This window comes from Curtobacterium sp. GC_Cur_3, assembly GCF_026544205.1.
Taxonomy (GTDB): domain Bacteria; phylum Actinomycetota; class Actinomycetes; order Actinomycetales; family Microbacteriaceae; genus Curtobacterium.
On record NZ_JALNUI010000014.1, the window covers coordinates 23,932 to 40,076 of the forward strand.

Annotated in this window: 18 protein-coding genes; 9 read left to right on the plus strand and 9 right to left on the minus strand. The window is 71.4% G+C overall.

The window, feature by feature from the left end; translation table 11 throughout:
• Window positions 1–73 precede the first annotated feature (73 nt).
• From OXR63_RS09060 to OXR63_RS09075, 4 genes are all read left to right on the plus strand, one after another.
• A complete protein-coding gene (locus tag OXR63_RS09060; protein WP_267422119.1) occupies window positions 74–802 on the plus strand; it encodes a lysophospholipid acyltransferase family protein in 729 nt (242 codons plus the stop codon).
• A gap of 123 nt (window positions 803–925) precedes the next feature.
• Window positions 926–1,273, plus strand: a complete 348-nt coding sequence (locus OXR63_RS09065; RefSeq protein ID WP_267422121.1) for a hypothetical protein — start codon at window positions 926–928, stop codon at window positions 1,271–1,273.
• Between the two features lie 163 nt (window positions 1,274–1,436).
• Window positions 1,437–2,135, plus strand: coding sequence for a M23 family metallopeptidase (locus OXR63_RS09070; RefSeq protein WP_267422123.1), 699 nt, complete (start codon window positions 1,437–1,439; stop codon window positions 2,133–2,135).
• An 80-nt stretch (window positions 2,136–2,215) separates the two neighbouring features.
• The gene (locus OXR63_RS09075; RefSeq protein WP_267422272.1) at window positions 2,216–3,058 is read left to right on the plus strand and encodes an NAD(P)-dependent oxidoreductase; all 843 of its coding nucleotides are present in this window, start codon (window positions 2,216–2,218) and stop codon (window positions 3,056–3,058) included.
• Between the two features lie 13 nt (window positions 3,059–3,071).
• Here OXR63_RS09075 and OXR63_RS09080 read toward each other — a convergent pair whose 3' ends face one another.
• Window positions 3,072–3,275, minus strand: a complete 204-nt coding sequence (locus tag OXR63_RS09080) for a hypothetical protein (RefSeq protein WP_194660125.1) — start codon at window positions 3,273–3,275, stop codon at window positions 3,072–3,074.
• A 46-nt stretch (window positions 3,276–3,321) separates the two neighbouring features.
• On the minus strand, window positions 3,322–3,870 hold the full coding sequence (locus OXR63_RS09085) for a MarR family winged helix-turn-helix transcriptional regulator (RefSeq protein ID WP_267422127.1): 549 nt from the start codon (window positions 3,868–3,870) through the stop codon (window positions 3,322–3,324).
• A gap of 133 nt (window positions 3,871–4,003) precedes the next feature.
• Between OXR63_RS09085 and OXR63_RS09090 the strand changes: the two genes are divergently transcribed.
• Entirely contained in the window at window positions 4,004–4,900 is an 897-nt protein-coding gene (locus OXR63_RS09090; protein ID WP_267422130.1) for an alpha-E domain-containing protein, read from the plus strand.
• 124 nt (window positions 4,901–5,024) lie between these two features.
• Here OXR63_RS09090 and OXR63_RS09095 read toward each other — a convergent pair whose 3' ends face one another.
• Window positions 5,025–6,371, minus strand: a complete 1,347-nt coding sequence (locus OXR63_RS09095) for an MFS transporter (protein WP_267422132.1) — start codon at window positions 6,369–6,371, stop codon at window positions 5,025–5,027.
• Window positions 6,368–6,781 carry a MarR family winged helix-turn-helix transcriptional regulator gene (locus tag OXR63_RS09100; protein ID WP_267422135.1) on the minus strand — a complete coding sequence of 138 codons (414 nt, stop codon included), beginning with the start codon at window positions 6,779–6,781 and terminating at the stop codon, window positions 6,368–6,370. Before OXR63_RS09100 ends, OXR63_RS09095 begins: the two co-directional genes overlap by 4 nt.
• Window positions 6,782–6,894: 113 nt before the next feature.
• On the opposite strand from OXR63_RS09100, the gene OXR63_RS09105 reads away from it, so the two are divergent.
• Window positions 6,895–7,647, plus strand: a complete 753-nt coding sequence (locus tag OXR63_RS09105) for an SDR family NAD(P)-dependent oxidoreductase (protein ID WP_267422138.1) — start codon at window positions 6,895–6,897, stop codon at window positions 7,645–7,647.
• Between the two features lie 262 nt (window positions 7,648–7,909).
• Here the strand turns inward: OXR63_RS09105 and OXR63_RS09110 are convergent, their stop codons facing one another.
• The 3 genes from OXR63_RS09110 to OXR63_RS09120 form a co-directional block, all read right to left on the minus strand.
• Entirely contained in the window at window positions 7,910–8,839 is a 930-nt protein-coding gene (locus OXR63_RS09110; protein WP_267422140.1) for an acetamidase/formamidase family protein, read from the minus strand.
• A 368-nt stretch (window positions 8,840–9,207) separates the two neighbouring features.
• Window positions 9,208–9,477 carry a hypothetical protein gene (locus OXR63_RS09115; RefSeq protein ID WP_267422141.1) on the minus strand — a complete coding sequence of 90 codons (270 nt, stop codon included), beginning with the start codon at window positions 9,475–9,477 and terminating at the stop codon, window positions 9,208–9,210.
• Window positions 9,478–9,488: 11 nt separating this feature from the next.
• Complete coding sequence (locus tag OXR63_RS09120; RefSeq protein WP_267422143.1) at window positions 9,489–10,631, minus strand: inorganic phosphate transporter; 1,143 nt, start codon at window positions 10,629–10,631, stop codon at window positions 9,489–9,491.
• Window positions 10,632–10,710: 79 nt separating this feature from the next.
• Between OXR63_RS09120 and OXR63_RS09125 the strand changes: the two genes are divergently transcribed.
• From OXR63_RS09125 to OXR63_RS09135, 3 genes are all read left to right on the plus strand, one after another.
• Window positions 10,711–11,577, plus strand: a complete 867-nt coding sequence (locus tag OXR63_RS09125; protein WP_267422146.1) for an alpha/beta hydrolase — start codon at window positions 10,711–10,713, stop codon at window positions 11,575–11,577.
• 122 nt (window positions 11,578–11,699) lie between these two features.
• Window positions 11,700–12,749, plus strand: coding sequence for a lipoate--protein ligase family protein (locus OXR63_RS09130; protein ID WP_267422149.1), 1,050 nt, complete (start codon window positions 11,700–11,702; stop codon window positions 12,747–12,749).
• 100 nt (window positions 12,750–12,849) lie between these two features.
• Complete coding sequence (locus OXR63_RS09135) at window positions 12,850–13,179, plus strand: hypothetical protein (protein ID WP_267422150.1); 330 nt, start codon at window positions 12,850–12,852, stop codon at window positions 13,177–13,179.
• Between the two features lie 21 nt (window positions 13,180–13,200).
• Here the strand turns inward: OXR63_RS09135 and OXR63_RS18545 are convergent, their stop codons facing one another.
• Window positions 13,201–13,485, minus strand: a complete 285-nt coding sequence (locus OXR63_RS18545) for a GNAT family N-acetyltransferase (RefSeq protein WP_071274653.1) — start codon at window positions 13,483–13,485, stop codon at window positions 13,201–13,203.
• Between the two features lie 118 nt (window positions 13,486–13,603).
• Window positions 13,604–16,072 (minus strand): MDR family MFS transporter, encoded by a 2,469-nt coding sequence (locus tag OXR63_RS09145; protein WP_267422153.1) that lies wholly within the window; start codon window positions 16,070–16,072, stop codon window positions 13,604–13,606.
• Window positions 16,073–16,145: the final 73 nt, after the last annotated feature.

Below are 16,145 nucleotides of genomic sequence, written 5' to 3' on the forward strand. Positions count from 1 at the left end.
CATGTGCCCCTCGGACCCGTGGCTACACTCGGTACCTCTCGCCCCGAGGAGGCTCCAGGTGTCCGGTTCGTCGATGTTCGCCACCGTGCTCGGACGTGGGGTGGTGGCACCGCTCGCACGGGTGCTCTGGCGTCCGAGGATCGTCGGGCGGAAGAACGTCCCGAAGCGCGGCGCCGTCATCCTGGCGAGCAACCACCGGTCCTTCATCGACTCCCCGGCGATCACGATCATGGCCCCGCGCAAGGTGTCGTTCCTGGCGAAGCAGGAGTACTTCACCGGGACGGGGTTCCGCGGTGGGGTCTCCCGCGCGTTCTTCGGTGCGATCGGCGCGATCGGCGTCGAGCGGGGTGCGGGTGCCGCGGCACAGCAGGCACTGGACCTCGGGCTCGCCCGTCTGCAGGAGGGCGAGGCCTTCGCGATCTACCCGGAGGGCACCCGGTCGCTCGACGGCCGGATCTACCGCGGGCGGACCGGCGTCGCCTGGCTGGCCCTGACGAGCGGCGCGCCCGTCGTGCCCGTCGCGCTCACCGGGACCGAGGACGTGCAGCCCGTCGGCTCCCGAGTCCCGAAGCTCGCCCGCGTGACGATCGAATTCGGCGAGCCGCTCGACCTGTCGTCCTTCGGCGAGGCCTCGTCCGGACGTGCACGGCGCCACGCGACCGACGCGGTGATGGCCGCGATCCAGGCGATGAGCGGCCAGGAACCCGCGAACGCGTACAACAACCCGCCGGCGACCATCGTCGAGCGGGTCCGCCGCGCGCTGCACCGCGACGACCCGAGCGAGGCCGTCGAACCCGACTGAGCACTCCTGCTATTGCAGATACGAAATATCAGTGCTTGAATGGAGGCCGTGCCCACGCCGGGCACGGTCCCGCCGCCCGAACACGGAACAGGGACCTCACCCCGTGATCGGAAGGTCAGCAGCATGTCCTCCACCCCGCTCTTCGACGCCGTCTCCCAGCGGCACGACCGTGCCGTCCTCGGCGGACCACACGGCACGACGACCCCCGTCGCACCGCCCGCGCCGGCTCCGACCTCACCACTGTCGGCCCCGGTCGCCGCGGCCCGGTCGATGCTCGTCCCCGCCGCGCTCGTCGCCGCGATCGACGACATCCCCGTCCGGGTCGCGTCCGCGCTCCCGCAGGTGGTCAGCGTCCGTCCGGAGCAGCTCGTGCTCGTCGAGGCCGTCGCCGACGCCCTCACCCGCGCGGTGATGGACGCCGTCGCGCTGGAGCTCGACCGCATCCACGCCGACGGCGCCGTCCGCGTCTGACCCGCTCCGCTGCCCGATGACGACGAACGACGCGCTGCCGAAGCGCCCGCGCGGGGCCGATCGCCGCGCAGCGAACACCGCGGCGGCACGGGCGTCCCGTGCGTCGCGGTCATCCAGCAGCTCCGGACCCACACCGGGTCCGTCACAGTCCTCCGGTGCGGCGGTGTCCCCTCCCGCCGCACCGGGGCCCACCCGTCACCACCGTCGGACCGTCCCGCTGACGGCCACCGCGGTCGCCGCCTGCCTGTTCGTGACCGTCGCCTCGCCGCAGTCGGCCCTCGCGACGCCGAACGACGTCGTGTCGGACTCCACCGCGCCGATCGCCGCCATGGACGCGCAGGAGTACCGCGCCACGGGGTCCGCGCCCATCGACGCCGACCGCGACGGCTTCTCCGTCGAACGAGCCCCTGGCCGCGTGCCGCGCGGCATCCTCGGCGCAGCGCTCCCGGACGGCTCGTCGGTCGTCCGTCCGGTCGACGGCTCCGTCCCCGTGGCGGGCGGCTTCGGGTCGCGCTGGGTCGAGGGATGTGCGGCGTGCTCGACGAACCACGAGGGGCTCGACTTCGCAGCCCCCGTCGGCACCCCGGCCGTCGCGGCGATGGCCGGCGTGGTCGTGTCGGCCGGGGTGCTCGGCGGGTACGGCAACCAGGTCCTCGTGCAGCACGCCGACGGCCTGCAGACACGCTACGGGCACCTGTCCCAGATCGGCGTCCGCGTGGGGCAGGTCGTGACCGCGGGGGAGCGCATCGGGGCGGTCGGCAACACGGGCGTCTCGACGGGGCCGCACCTGCACTTCGAGGTCATCGTGTCGGGTCGTCCGGTCGACCCCGCGGTCTGGCTCCGGGCGCGCGGGCTCCTCTGAGAACCGGGCGTCGCCGCCGCGTACCGTTCGACGAGCCGACGGCACCGAGCCGACCGGCAGGACGGAGACACACGGTGCGCGTGACGGTGCTGGGAACAGGGGCCATGGGAGCCGGAGTGGCGCAGTCGCTCCTCCGCGAGGGACACGACGTGACGGTGTGGAACCGGAGCCGCGAGCGCGCCGAGCCGCTCGCTGAGCACGGCGCCACCGTCGCGGACGACGCCGGCAGTGCCGTCGCGCAGGCCGAGGTCGTCCTGCTGACGCTCTTCGACGCCGACGCGGTGGTCGACGTCCTCGAGCAGGCCGCGGGGGACGCGCCGACGGACGCCGTCTGGGTACAGGCCTCCACCGTCGGCGTCGAGGGCAGCGACACCGTCGTGCAGATCGCGGCGAAGTACGGCATCACCCTGGTCGAGGCGATGATGCTCGGCACGAAGACCCCGGCGGAGCAGGGCAAGCTCACGATGCTCGCGGCCGGACCCGCGGCGACGCTGGACGCCATCGACCCGGTGCTCGACGCGATCGGCGCCAAGACCGTCCGTGCCGGTGAGCACGTCGGTGAGGGCACCGCGCTGAAGCTCGCCGCCAACGCCTGGATCGCGTCGATCACGGCGGCGACCGGGCAGTCCCTCGCCATCGCGCGGTCGCTCGGCATCGACCCGGCGCTGTTCCTGCAGGCGATCGAGGGCTCGGCGAGCGACTCCGCCTACGCCCACACGAAGGGGGCGTCGATGATGGCGGGGGAGTTCCCCGCGCAGTTCGCCCTCGACGGCCTCCGGAAGGACATCGGCCTCATCACCGATGCCGCCAGGGCGAACGGGGTGTCGACGACGCTCCTCGACGCCCTCGGTCGGGTCTACGCGGACGCGAGTGCCGCCGGCCACGGCAGTGACGACATCGCGGCGGTCAGCACGGCCTTCTGAGCAGCACGCCGCACTAGTCGCGACGGAAGAGCCGTCGGAGCTTCGTCCCGAGGCGTCCGACGGCTTCGTCGTTCATGGTGTTCGCCAGGTCGAAGGCCTCACGGGCGGGGTCGGAGCCGTCCCGGATGCGCCGGAGTGCGGCGTTCGCGCGGGCTCGGGCGTCGAGTTCGGCCAGAGGCATGTCGTCCTCGGGCTCGTGCGGCCGGGCTTCCGTCATGACTGCAGGCTACGCGTGCGGTGGTGGGCCGAGGCTGCGCGTCGGACTACGCCCGCGGGGGCACCGAGCGGGGCCCGTCGGCGCGCCTGGCCGTCTTGTCGGCGTCGATCTCGTCGACGACGGAGGTCATCTCCTCGAGGAACTCCACGACGACGGCCATGTCGACCGACGGCAGGTGCTCGGCGACGGCGAACGCACGGGTGTCCAGCTCGTCGATGACGGTCATCGCACGGCGCATCGACGACCCTGAGGCGCTGAGGATGACCCCGCGGCGGTCGTTCGGGTCCGGTCGACGCTCGACGTGTCCGCTCTGCACGAGTCGGTCGACGAGCGCGGACGTCGACGCCGGGGTGATCTGCAGGCGTTCCGCGAGCTCCTTGGCGTTCACCGCGTGGCCGTCGGCCTCGGCGTCGACCAGGACGCGGAGGGCCAGGAGTGCGTTCTCACCGATCCCCAGGGCTTCGCGTGCGCGACGCTGTGCGGCGCTCTCGGCCGTGCGGTAGCGCCGGAGGGCGTTGAGCACGTCCACCGCGTCGACCCGGGACCCGTTGCCGTACCAGTACCCCGTGGTGTTCGTCGTCACCTCGGAACTCATGATCGAGATTGTAGGCGGTCTAGTTAGGTTGTCTAGCGATGGAGCCGGTCCGCGCGCTCGCAACACCCGTGACGCGGCCCCGAAACACCGACGCAACGCGGGGTCAGTAGGTTCACGGGATGCAGGAGCCGCGGTGCTGAGCCGACTCGCCGGGAGTGTGTTCCGCGTCGGTGCGGCGGTCGAGCGTGCCGACGTGATCGCGCGGCTGCTCGACGTCTACCTGACGCGGTCCGATCCGGCCACGGGAGCCGGGGAGCCCGCGATCGCCCGGGAGCTCCGCGTCGTCGCCGGCGCGGCGATCCGTCCCGCGACCGTCCTCGACCGCTCGACGACCCTCGAGGCGCTCGCACTCGACCGGCACGAACCGGCCTCCATCGCGAACGCCGTGGCCGTGGCGCGGGACGACGCCCGCCGAGCCCGGGACGTCGTGTCGACCGAGCTGTGGGACTGTCTCAACGTCACGCGCTCGCGGATGCCCCGCAAGATCGCCGTCGGCCGGGAGCACGAGTTCCTCGGCTGGGTGCGCGAGCGGAGTGCCCTCGCGATCGGCGTCGTCGAGGGTGACGCCAGCCGCGACGAGGTCTGGGAGTTCTTCACGCTCGGCCGGTCCCTCGCCCGCTGCGCCGCCACCGCGCGGCTCCTGGCGTCCGAACTGCTCGAACCCACCTCCGCCACGTCGTGGGGCACGGCGCTCCGGGCGTGCGGCGCCGGTGAGGCCTTCCACCGCGGATCCCGCCCGGGCGCACCCGCCACCGAGGCGGCGGCGTTCCTGCTCCTCGACGAACGCAGTCCACGCTCGGTGCTGTTCCTGACGCAGCGCGCCGAGGAGTGCCTGGCGGACGTCGCGTCGAGCGTCGTGACCGACGAGCTCGCCGAGCTCCGCGATGCCCGACGTGCGCTCCAGCGGATCCCGCCGGCCGAGGCCGTCGACGCCGCCCGGGCTGCCGGGGCCCGCCTCGCCGCGGTCGCCGAACGGGTCGCCGCCGCGCTCGAGGACCGCGTCTTCGCGGTCGCCGAACCCGCCCGCTGACGGGCGCGGTCGCGGCGCGCAGGTGCACGGACGGCGTCGCTTCCGCCGGACGGTCGCGCCCAACGGACGGGAGGCTCGGTGGCGGACCGGTGGGGAGCCTCCCGTCCGGTGGGGTGCCGGACCGTCAGGAGGCGCTGGAGCGGTCGGCGAGCGCCTCGTCGCGCTGCAGGTCGTGTCGGATCTCTGCGGCTGACCTGGGCGCGCCGACGACCGGGATCGAGTGCGTGACGGCGAGGTGCAGCCGCGAGTCGGCGTCGTACCGGAGGCGGAAGTGCTCGTGGCGGACGAGCCAGACGAGCGCGATCGCGAGCGCGACGAAGCCGGACGCGGCACCGACGCCGATCGCCCAGCGCGGGCCGAAGGCGTCCGCGACGGCGCCGACGACGGGGGCGCCGATCGGGGTGCCGCCGGCGAAGATGGCCATGTAGAGCGCCATCACCCGGCCGCGCATCGCGGGGGAGGTGGTGGTCTGGACGAGGGCGTTGGCGGTGGTCATGAACGTCAGCGACGCCAGGCCGACGAAGACGAGCACGATCGCGAAGGTCCAGTACGTCGGAGCGAGGGCCGCCGCCGTGCACGCCAGCCCGAACCCGCCGGACGCGATGACGAGCAGGCGCATCCTCGGGCGGTCACGGCGGGCGGACAGGAGCGCGCCGAGCACCGAACCGACCGCCATCACGGAGCTGAGCAGGCCGAACTCGCTGGCGCCCTTGTGGAACTCCACCCGCGCCATCGTCGAGGTGAAGATCGGGAAGTTCACGCCGAAGGTGCCGACGACGAAGATCATCGCGAGGACCACGATGATGTCCGGTCTGCTGCGGACGTACCGGAAGCCGGCGATGATCTGCCCCTTCCCGCGCTTGGCCTTGGGTCGGTCGGCGAGCTGTTCGGGGTCGACGAACGCCAGGGCACCGAGGACGGCTGCGAACGACGCGGCGTTGATGATGAACACCCAGCCGGACCCGACCGCGGCGATCATCACGCCCGCGACCGCCGGACCGATGAGCCGGGCGGCGTTGAACGAGGCGGAGTTCAGCGCGACGGCGTTCGAGACCTGTTCGCCGGTGACCACGTCGGAGACGAAGGCCTGGCGGACGGGGGTGTCGAAGGCGGCCACGATGCCGAGCGCCAGGGCGAAGCCGTACAGCCAGAGCAGGGTCGCCGTCTCGGTGACGACCATGATGCCGAGGCCCAGGCCGAGCAGGCCCATGAGTGCCTGCGTGACCATGAGGGTGCGGCGTCGGTCGAAGCGGTCGGCGACCAGGCCGGTCCACGGGAGGAGCAGGAGCTGCGGCCCGAACTGCAGGGCCATCGTCGTGCCGACCGCGATCGCGTCGTTGTGGGTGAGCTGCGTCAGGACGATCCAGTCCTGCGCGGTGCGCTGCATCCAGGTGCCGACGTTGGACACGAGGGCCCCGGCGAACCAGATGCGGTAGTTGCGTCCCGAGAGGGACCGGAACATGGCGGTCACGGCTGGGCCAGCCTCCTCATGATGTCGGTGGCCTCGGTGAGCACGCGGCGTTCGGCGGGCGTGAGCACCGCGAGGCGCGGGGTGAGCCAGTCGTCGCGGCGGCGTCGGGTCTCGACGACGAAGTCCGCACCGGCCGGGGTCGTCGCGATGAGCACCTTGCGGCGGTCGTCGCCGTGGTCGGCCTTCGTCGCGAGGCCGAGCTCGACCAGGGCGGCGACGGTCTTCGTCATCGACGGTGGGGTGACGCCCTCGTGTCGGCTGAGGTCGGCCAGGGTCAGCGGGCCCTCGCGGTGCAGTCGTGCAAGCGCGGAGAACACGGCGTCGCTCATCGTGCTGTCGGCCTTCTGCGCACGCAGTGTCCGGGACAGCCGGTTCACGGCCACGCGGAAGTCGGTGCTCAGGTGGGTCACGTCGTCAGCCTAACTCATTAGTTCAGTGAACGAACTGGTTGGTCCGTGGTGCGCATCGCAGGTGTATCGTGCGATGTATAGGCAACAGGTGTTGCCGAGGATTGGAGCAGGTCATGTCCGAGTTCGAGGGCAAGGTCGCCATCGTCACCGGTGGCGGCAGCGGCATCGGCGAGGCCATCGCGAAGGAGCTCGCCGCGGCGGGCGCGCGGGTCGTCGTCACCGACATCAAGCAGGACGCCGCCGAGCGCGTGGTCGGGGCGATCGAGGAGGCCGGTGGGACCGCCGTCGCGTTCACGGCGAACTCGGCCGTCGCCGCCGACAACGAGCGCGCCGTGCAGTTCGCCGTGGACACCTACGGCGGCCTGCACCTCGCCGTGAACAACGCTGGCATCGGAGCCGCCCCGCAGCCGATCGGCGAGTACGACATCGCCGCGTGGGACCGTGTCCGTGGCGTGGACCTCGACGGCGTCTTCTACGGGCTGCGCTACGAGATCCCGGCGATGCTCGCCTCCGGTGGTGGCGCGATCGTGAACATGTCGTCGGTGCTCGGCTCGGTCGGCATCGCGCAGAACGCCGCCTACGTGGCGTCGAAGCACGCGCTCGTCGGCCTGACGAAGGTCGCGGCGCTCGAGTACACGGCGCAGGGCGTCCGCACGAACGCCGTCGGCCCGGGCTTCATCGACACGCCCCTGGTCCGGGCGTCGCTGTCGGCCGAGGCCCTGTCGGCGCTCGAGGCCGAGCACGCCGCGAAGCGCCTCGGCACCGACGCCGAGGTCGCCGCGTTGGTGCTGTTCCTGCTCAGCGATAAGGCCTCGTTCATCAGCGGGAGCTACCACCTGGTCGATGGCGGGTACTCCGCGCACTGAGGTTGGTGCGGGCGGGGTGTTTGCGCGCGTGCTCTGCCCCGTCCCGCGTGGCGGGTCGAATCGCGCGTAGCGGGTCGAATCCCGCGTAGCGAGTCGAATCGCGCGTAGCGGGTCGGAAGTTCCGTCCCCCTACGCGCGATTCCGCTTCCCACCGCGGGCGATGTGGGAAGGAACGCGCACCACGGGCGCCGGACTGGAGGCTCGGCTCGCGTTCCCGACGTCTATCACGTGAGGCGAGCCTCCAGTCCGGCGGTGTGGCCGGCTAGGCGAGGATCGCGTCGTGCGGCAGCAGGGCGTGCACGCCCCAGGTGCGGTTCGCGACCTGGGTGACCCGCATGCTGACGGCGACGCTGGCCATGGCGAGTGCCTCGGCGCGGGTGATGTCGTGCGTGCCGGCGATCCAGTCGACCATCCGGTCCAGCGCGGTCGCCGTCGCCGCGTTGAGGTCGGCGTCGAAGCCGAACGTGATGCGGCCGGCCGGGGTGTCGGCGTGGATGCCCTCGACCGGCGCTGTGTCGAGGAGCGAGAGCGTCATCGTCGTGGTCATGCCGCACTCGACCGCGGTGCCGGAGACCTCGCCGTCGCCCTGGGCCGCGTGGCCGTCACCGACGAAGAGCAGCGCCTCGGGGACCGTCACGGGCAGGTACAGCGTCGCGCCGGCGACGAGCTCGCGGCAGTCGATGTTGCCGCCGCCGACCGGGCGCGGCGGGATCGTGGAGTGCTCGCCGGTGGACTCAGGCGGCAGGCCGACTACCCCGAGGAACGGCGCCGTGCGGACACCGAGCCCGAGCTGGTTGCGCGCGACGCCCGCTGCGACGTCGATGTCCCAGAGGAGCGGGCCGCGGGTGGACGGGTCGGCCAACCCGAGCGCCCGGTTCAGCTCGGTGTCGACGCCGCCGGAGCCGGTGTAGCCCCAGTCGTCCGGTACGAGGTCGTCGAAGCGGACCGCGAGGACCTGGCCGGGGCGGGCACCCTCCACCGCGATCGGGCCGACCAGGCAGTGGCCTCGGCGGGGGTCGATGAGCGTCGCGACGTCGACGCCCGGCTCCTGCTGGCGTTCGGTGTAGCCGGCTGCGCTCAGGGTGTGGACCGTGACGGTGTCGCCGGGAGTCGTCGTGAGGACGGGCGAGCGCTCGGCGGTGAAGACGTCGATGGCGGTGGTGGTGGAGGCCTCGAGGCTGTGATGGGTCACGTGGCGATCATCCCAGGCGAGGGTGTGCTCGCTGTGGGTGCGGCGAGACGGGGGTGTCTGCGCGAGACGGGGGTGTCTGCGTGCGGTGCGCGTGCGGTGGGGCGCCGAGACAGGGGTGTCTGCGCGAGACGGGGGTGTCTGCGTGCGGTGCGCGTGCGTTGGGGCGCCGAGACAGGGGTGTCTGCGCGAGACGGGGGTGTCTCGCGGTGCCTCGTGCTCGTTGGGCGCTGCGAGACAGGGGTGTCTGCGCGAAACGCCTCGGAACGAACGAAACGCCGCCGGAATCGGCGGCGTCTCGACGCTGGGGCGGTGTCTCGCGCAGACGCCGGTGTCTCGAACCGAGACACCGGCGTCACCCGAGCCAGTGGTCAGTGGAACTGGGGGATCGTCATCCAGATGCCGTAGAGGACCGCGGCGACGCACACGGCGAAGCAGAGCCCGGCGCCGGCGAGGGCGATCGGGGGCGTCGTTCCGCTGCGCGGGGTCTCGTCGCTGTACTGCGTCCGCTCGCCGCCCGCATCGGCCGGTTGACCGACCCCGAGCAGCCGGAGGCCGAGTGTGTACAACAGGACGACCCCCACGGCCGCCACGAAGCCCACGCCTGCGACGGTCGCGATCGCGGAGAAGTCGATGGTCATCAGGGTGCCTCTCAGCTCTCGGCAGCCACGGGCTCGCGCTCCGTGCTGCCCTCGTTGACGTCACTCGCCGAGATCGGCTTGCGACGGGCCAGCGTGTAGAAGGTCAGCCCACCGGCCAGGGCCAGCACCGCGACGATCACCAGGCCGATCGTCGACGTCGAGGCCAGCCACGTCGCCAGACCGCCGACCACCGCAGCCGACGGGAGCGTGATCACCCAGGCGATGACGATGCGTCCGACGACGCCCCAGTGCACGTCCGCGAGCTTCTTGCCGAGGCCGGAGCCGATGACGGAGCCGCTCGTGACGTGGGTGGTGGAGAGCGCGAAGCCGAGGTGCGAGGACACCAGGATGGTGGCGGCCGAGCTGGTCTCCGCGGCGAAGCCCTGGGGGCTCTGCACGTCCGAGATCTTCTTGCCGACGGTCTGCATGATGCGCCAGCCGCCCATGTAGGTGCCGAGTGCGATCGCCAGACCGCACGCCAGGATCACCCAGATCTGGGGGCCGGTGCCCGAGTCCTGGTAGTTCGCGGCGATGAGGGTCAGCGTGATGACGCCCATGGTCTTCTGCGCGTCGTTCGTGCCGTGCGCGAGCGACACCAACGAGGCCGAGATCGTCTGGCCGTGCCGGAAGCCGGTCGCGGCGCCGTGGGTGGTCGCGTTCTTCGTGATCGTGTACGCCAGGTAGGTGGCGGCCAGCGCGATCAACCCGGCGATGACCGGGGAGAGCAGCGCGGGCAGCACGACCTTCGAGACGACGGTGGCCCAGTCGACCGAGTTCAGCCCGGCGCCGATGATCGAGGCGCCGATGAGCCCGCCGAACAGGGCGTGCGTGGACGACGACGGCAGGCCGAAGTACCACGTGCCGAGGTTCCAGAGCACGGCGCCGACGAGCCCGGCGAAGATCATCGTGGGGGAGATGTGGATGCCGTCCTGGCCCTCGCGGATGATGCCCTGCGAGACGGTCTTCGCCACCTCGGTGGACAGGAACGCGCCCACCAGGTTGAGGACGGCGGAGATGATGACAGCGGTGCGGGGCTTGAGGGCTCCCGTGGCGACCGAGGTGGCCATGGCGTTCGCGGTGTCGTGGAAGCCGTTCGTGAAGTCGAACACGAGAGCCACCACGATCACCAGTACGACGGTGACGAGGACGTCCATGGCCGAGACGCTAGGCCCGGCCCGTCGCGGCCGGGTGAACGGACGGTGAACAGGTTCGAGCATCTGCGAGGATGCTCACGTGCCCACGTTCTCGGCCGCCCGCGGCGACTCCTCGTTCGTCGACGCGCACGGCGTCGAGATCGTCTACTCGACCTGGCGTGCCGGTCGGCCGAAGGGCATCGTCCAGCTCGCCCACGGCGTCGGCGAGCACTCCCTGCGGTACGAGCCGCTCGCGCAGGACCTCGTCCGATCGGGCTACACCGTCGTGGCGAACGACCACCGCGGCCACGGCCGGACCGGCATCCTCCAGTGGGAGGACGACCGCTCGAAGCTCGGACGGCTCGGCCCCGGCGGACTCCGGGCCGCGATCGCCGCCGTCGAACAGATGAGCACCGTGGCACGTGTGGACAGCCCCGGCCTGCCGCTCGTGCTCCTCGGACACTCGTGGGGGTCGCTCATGGCCCAGCGGATCGTGAACACCTCGAGCGAGTCGTACGAGGGCGTCGTGCTCTCGGGCTCCGCGTACCGGATGCCGGGCTCCATGAGCGGCGGCGACCTCAACAAGCGGCACGCGGCACTCGGGCCCACCCGCTTCGAGTGGTTGACCCGCGACCGGGCGGTCATCGACGCGATGGGAGTCGACCCGCTCGCGGTGGAGGCCGACGTCATCGGGCTGTTCGGCCTCGCGGACACCCTCCGACTGCTCGGCGTCCCGCGGCGCGGCATCCCGCACGACCTCCCGATGCTCCTCCAGGTCGGGTCCGACGACCCCCTCGGCGGGCCGAAGTCCGTGCAGCGCCTGGCGCAGGCGTACCGGCGGCGCGGACGCCTGTCGGACGTGACCGTCCAGGTGTACGAGGGCGCTCGGCACGAGGTCTACAACGAGACGAACCGGGACGAGGTCATCGGTCACCTGGTCGAGTGGCTCGACCGGGTGGTGGATTGACACCGGAGGAACCAGCAGCAGGAACGGCGGACCGGAGGCGCGGATCACGGAAGCCGGTCGGCATCCGTGATCCGAGCCTCCAGTCCGCGCTGTGGTGGCGACCGCAGGAATAGGCTTGCGGCGTGCATGGTGAGTACAAGGTCCCAGGTGGCAAGCTCGTCGTCGTCGACCTGGATGTCGTCGACGACACCATCCAGGAGTTCCGTCTGGCGGGGGACTTCTTCCTCGAACCGGACGATGCGCTCCCGCTGATCGACGCGGCCGTGAACGGCCTGCCCGCCACGACCGACTCCGCCGGTGTCGCTGCCGCCGTCCGCGCGGCGCTGCCCGCCGACGCCGTCCTGCTCGGCTTCACGCCCGAGTCCGTCGGGGTCGCCGTCCGCCGTGCCCTGTCGCGCGCCTCGACCTGGAACGACTACGACTGGCAGGTCGTCCACGAGGGCCCGATCAGCCCGAACGAGCACCTCGCGCTCGATCAGGTCCTGACGGAGGAGGTGGGGGCCGGCCGCCGCGGTCCCACCCTGCGCATCTGGGAGTGGGACCAGCCCGCGGTCGTCATCGGCAGCTTCCAGTCGCTCAAGAACGAGGTCGACCCCGCCGGCGCCGAGAAGTACGGCGTGCAGGTCGTCCGGCGGATCTCCGGTGGCGGCGCGATGTTCATGGACGCCGGCGCGATCATCTCGTACTCGCTGTACGTGCCGACCGCCCTGGTGCAGGGCATGACGTTCGCCGACTCGTACGCGTTCCTGGACGAGTGGGTGATCGAGGCGCTCAAGGCCCTCGGCATCGACGCGTTCTACCAGCCGCTCAACGACATCACCTCCGCGAAGGGCAAGATCGGCGGGGCTGCGCAGAAGCGCCTCGGGACCGGGGCCCTGCTGCACCACGCCACCATGAGCTACGACATGGACGGCGAGAAGATGGTCGAGGTCCTGCGCATCGGCCGCGAGAAGATGAGCGACAAGGGGACCACCTCCGCTGCCAAGCGCGTCGACCCCCTGCGGTCGCAGACGGGCCTCTCGCGAGCGGAGATCATCGACTCGCTCATCGCCACGTTCACGAAGCGCTACAGCGCGACGCCCGGCGAGGTCACCGACGAGGAGCGTGCCAAGGCGCGGGAGCTCGTCGAGACGAAGTTCGCGACGAAGGAGTGGCTCGAGCGGGTGCCGTGAGCCGGAAGGCGGCAGGTCAGCCCGATCGGGGGATGGCGGATCGCGAACATCCTCCGCGCGGCTGATCCGGTGCGGCATCCGGTCACGTAGCGTCACTGCCGTGAACTGGATGATCCTCCTGGGGGCGATGGCCGTGGCGGTCCTCGTGACGTGGATCGCCGATCGCCTGGGGTGGATCGACCTGTCGAACAAGGCCACCAACACCGGGGGATCCGGCGGCATCGCATCGATGATGGACGAGGTCTTCGCGCCGACCCGTCACGAGACGCAGGCCGAGTACGAACGGCAGTCGCGCCTCCCGAAGGAGGCCCCGACGCCTGCCGGCGACGACCACGACCTGCTCAGCGGCACCGTGCTCATCCGCGTCCCGGCGGTGCGTCCGGCCGGACGGCACGTCGGCAGCACCGGGACGCACGACCGCTCGTACTGAGCGGGCGGACCCGCGCGCCCGTCAGCGCGTCGTGAGCTCCTGGTAGTCCGGGTGGCGCTCGATCCACGCGGCGACGTAGCTGCACTGCGGCACGACGCGGAGCGAGGAACCCGAGCGCACGTCGTCCAGCGCGTGCTGCACGAGGATCGACGCGTGGCCGCCGCCGCGGTGCGCGGGCTCGACCTCCGTGTGCACGAAGCGGATCTCGTCGGCGTCGGCCTCGTACGCGGCGAAGCCGATGACCTCGCCGTCCTCGACGAGGGAGTACTGCTGCTGGTCGGTGTCGTTGCGGACGTCAAGAGCCATGCGCGCGAGGCTACGCGGCGATCCCGGACGCCCGGTGCAGGCGGTCGGTCGACGTGGAACGACGAAGCCGCTGTCGTCCGACAGCGGCTTCGTCGTGCAGGGGCGTGCCCCGGTGTGGCTACTCGGCCGAGTGACGGCCGTGCTGGTGGTCACCCTCGTCCGGACGGGAGGCCGTGCCCGGCTGGGCAGCGTCGGCACCGCTGACGGGGTGCTCGGCCACGGACCCGGCGGCGTGCGCCGCGTGCTGGGTCCGGATCGCACCCGTCGTGGTGGCCGGCTCGTCGACCGGTGCGGCGGCGGAGTGGGCGCCGTGCGTGGGGGCGTCGGGCAGGGGAGCGCGGGTGTCGCTCTCCCGGGGCAGCACCGAGACACCACGGCCGTCGACCGAGCGGGCGGACCGCGGCTGCGCGGGGACGTCCGGCGAGGTCGGGACCACGTGCATCGAACCGGTGTCCGGCGAGACGAGCGAGCCGGTGCCGGCTGCGGCCTGCTGTGCGGCGACGGTCAGGCGGTCCTGGTCACCGTCGCCGTTCTGGCCACCACCGGACGATGCGGCGCGGGCGGTGTCCGCCTGCTCCTGCAGCGCCGAGGTCTTGCGCAGCGGCGGCACCCGGAAGAACCACGTCAGCACGAACGCGATGAGGACCACGCCGAGCCCGACGAGGTACACCGTGACCGTCGAGTTGCTGAAGCCGACCAGGAACGGCCGCGTGAGGCGCTTGTCGGCACCGTTGAGGAACGAGGTGTCGCTCGTCGCGGAGCTCGAGGACGAGTTCGCGGCGGAGTCGCCGTTCTTCAGCTGCTTGATGAGGGCCGGGGTGACCTCGTCGACGACGTTCTTCCGCTGGGCGGCGTTCGCGTAGTCGATCTGCAGGGTGCCACCGTCGCCGACCTCGGCGTTCGCCCGGCTGGCAGCGGTCTGCAGGGCCTGGCGCTCGGCGGCGGGCGTCGCGGCGGCGACCTGCTGGGAGATCACGGACTGCGCGGCTGCGGCCGGCACGGTCCCCGCGGCGACCTGCTGCTGGACGGCGGCGGTCACCTGCTTCGTCACGGCGGCGTCGGCGGCCTGCTTGGCCTGGACGGCCCCCTTGTCGAGGCCGTTCTGCACGTTCTGCTTGACCGGGTCGACGATCTTGGTCCAGATGTTGTCCATCACACCCTTGTTGTCCCGCGCGTTCGCGACGGACGGGGTGAGGGCGGCGTTGAGCGCGCTCGAGAGGTCGGCCTTGTTCTGCATCGCCGTCGTGATGTTCGTCGGCATGAGCGTGAACAGCACCGAGAGGAGCACGGCGGTGCCCATCGTGCCGCCGATCTGGCGGAAGAAGGTCGCGGAGCTCGTCGCGACGCCGATGTCCCGGGGGCTGACCGAGCCCTGGGCGGCGAGGGTCAGGGTCTGCATGAGCTGACCGAGGCCGAGCCCGATGAGGAACATGCCCGTCATCAGGAACACGAGGGAGCTGTCCGCGGTGAGGAAGGTCAGCACGGTGAAGCCGACGGCCGTGAACGCGGTGCCGGTGACCGGGAAGATCCGGTACTTGCCCGTGCGGGACACGATCTGGCCGGACGCGATCGAGGAGATCATGAGACCGATGACCATCGGGAGCATCGCGAAGCCGGACTCGGTCGGGGTCACGCCCTTCACGATCTGCAGGTACAGCGGAATGGTCAGCATCGCGCCGAACATGCCGAAACCGACGAGGACGGACAGGATCGCGGCCATCGAGAAGACGTGCGACCCGAAGAGCTTCAGCGGCAGGATCGCGTCGTCGCCCATGGCGCGCTCGACGATGATGAACCCGATCAGGCCGAGGGCACCGATCGCGTAGCAGGCGATGGCGCCGGGGGAGGCCCAGCCCCACTCGCGGCCCTGCTCCGCGATGAGGAGCAGCGGCACGAGGGTGGTGATGACGAGCGTCGCGCCCCACCAGTCGATGCGGGGCTTGCCCCGGTCGCCGAACTTCGGCAGGTGCAGGAACGTCAGGACCATGAACAGGGCGATGATGCCGACCGGCACGTTGATCAGGAAGACCCAGCGCCAGCCCGACACGAAGAGGATCTGGTTCGCGCCGGCGAACAGGCCGCCGACCAGCGGGCCGATGACGCTCGAGATGCCGAACACGGCGAGGAAGTAGCCCTGGTACTTCGCGCGCTGGCGGGGAGCGAGCATGTCGCCCATGATCGCGAGCGGGAGCGACATCAGACCACCGGCTCCGAGGCCCTGCAGCGCACGGAACCCGGCGAGCATGAGCATCGAGCTCGAGAACGACGCCAGGAACGAGCCGGCGATGAAGATGCCGATCGCGGTGAGGAACAGCGGGCGTCGTCCGAAGATGTCGGAGAGCTTGCCGTAGATCGGGGTCGTGATCGTCGAGGCGATCAGGTAGGCCGTGGTCACCCAGGCCTGCTGGTCGAGCCCGTGCAGGTCGTCACCGATCGTGCGGATCGCCGTGCCGACGATCGTCTGGTCGAGCGCACCGAGGAACATGCCGGCCATGAGGCCGTAGATCACGAGCAGGATCTGTCGGTGGTTCATCACGACGTTGGACGCGGTGGTGGTTCCCGCGGGGGCGGTCGCCGTCTGGGTCATGTGCAGGGTCTCCCGGTACCGAGGCGCTGTGGTCAGAAAATTGCGCTGTCTGCAAAGTTACATCTGCCGCAAC

Bases quoted from the DNA above. Each gene is read 5' to 3' on its own strand.
- OXR63_RS09060 (WP_267422119.1), top strand. From the start codon at position 74: ATGTTCGCCACCGTGCTCGGACGTGGGGTGGTGGCACCGCTCGCACGG.
- OXR63_RS09065 (WP_267422121.1), top strand. From the start codon at position 926: ATGTCCTCCACCCCGCTCTTCGACGCCGTCTCCCAGCGGCACGACCGT.
- OXR63_RS09080 (WP_194660125.1), bottom strand. From the start codon at position 3,275: ATGACGGAAGCCCGGCCGCACGAGCCCGAGGACGACATGCCTCTGGCC.
- OXR63_RS09085 (WP_267422127.1), bottom strand. From the start codon at position 3,870: ATGAGTTCCGAGGTGACGACGAACACCACGGGGTACTGGTACGGCAAC.
- OXR63_RS09105 (WP_267422138.1), top strand. From the start codon at position 6,895: ATGTCCGAGTTCGAGGGCAAGGTCGCCATCGTCACCGGTGGCGGCAGC.
- OXR63_RS09115 (WP_267422141.1), bottom strand. From the start codon at position 9,477: ATGACCATCGACTTCTCCGCGATCGCGACCGTCGCAGGCGTGGGCTTC.
- OXR63_RS09120 (WP_267422143.1), bottom strand. From the start codon at position 10,631: ATGGACGTCCTCGTCACCGTCGTACTGGTGATCGTGGTGGCTCTCGTG.
- OXR63_RS18545 (WP_071274653.1), bottom strand. From the start codon at position 13,485: ATGGCTCTTGACGTCCGCAACGACACCGACCAGCAGCAGTACTCCCTC.
- OXR63_RS09145 (WP_267422153.1), bottom strand. From the start codon at position 16,072: ATGACCCAGACGGCGACCGCCCCCGCGGGAACCACCACCGCGTCCAAC.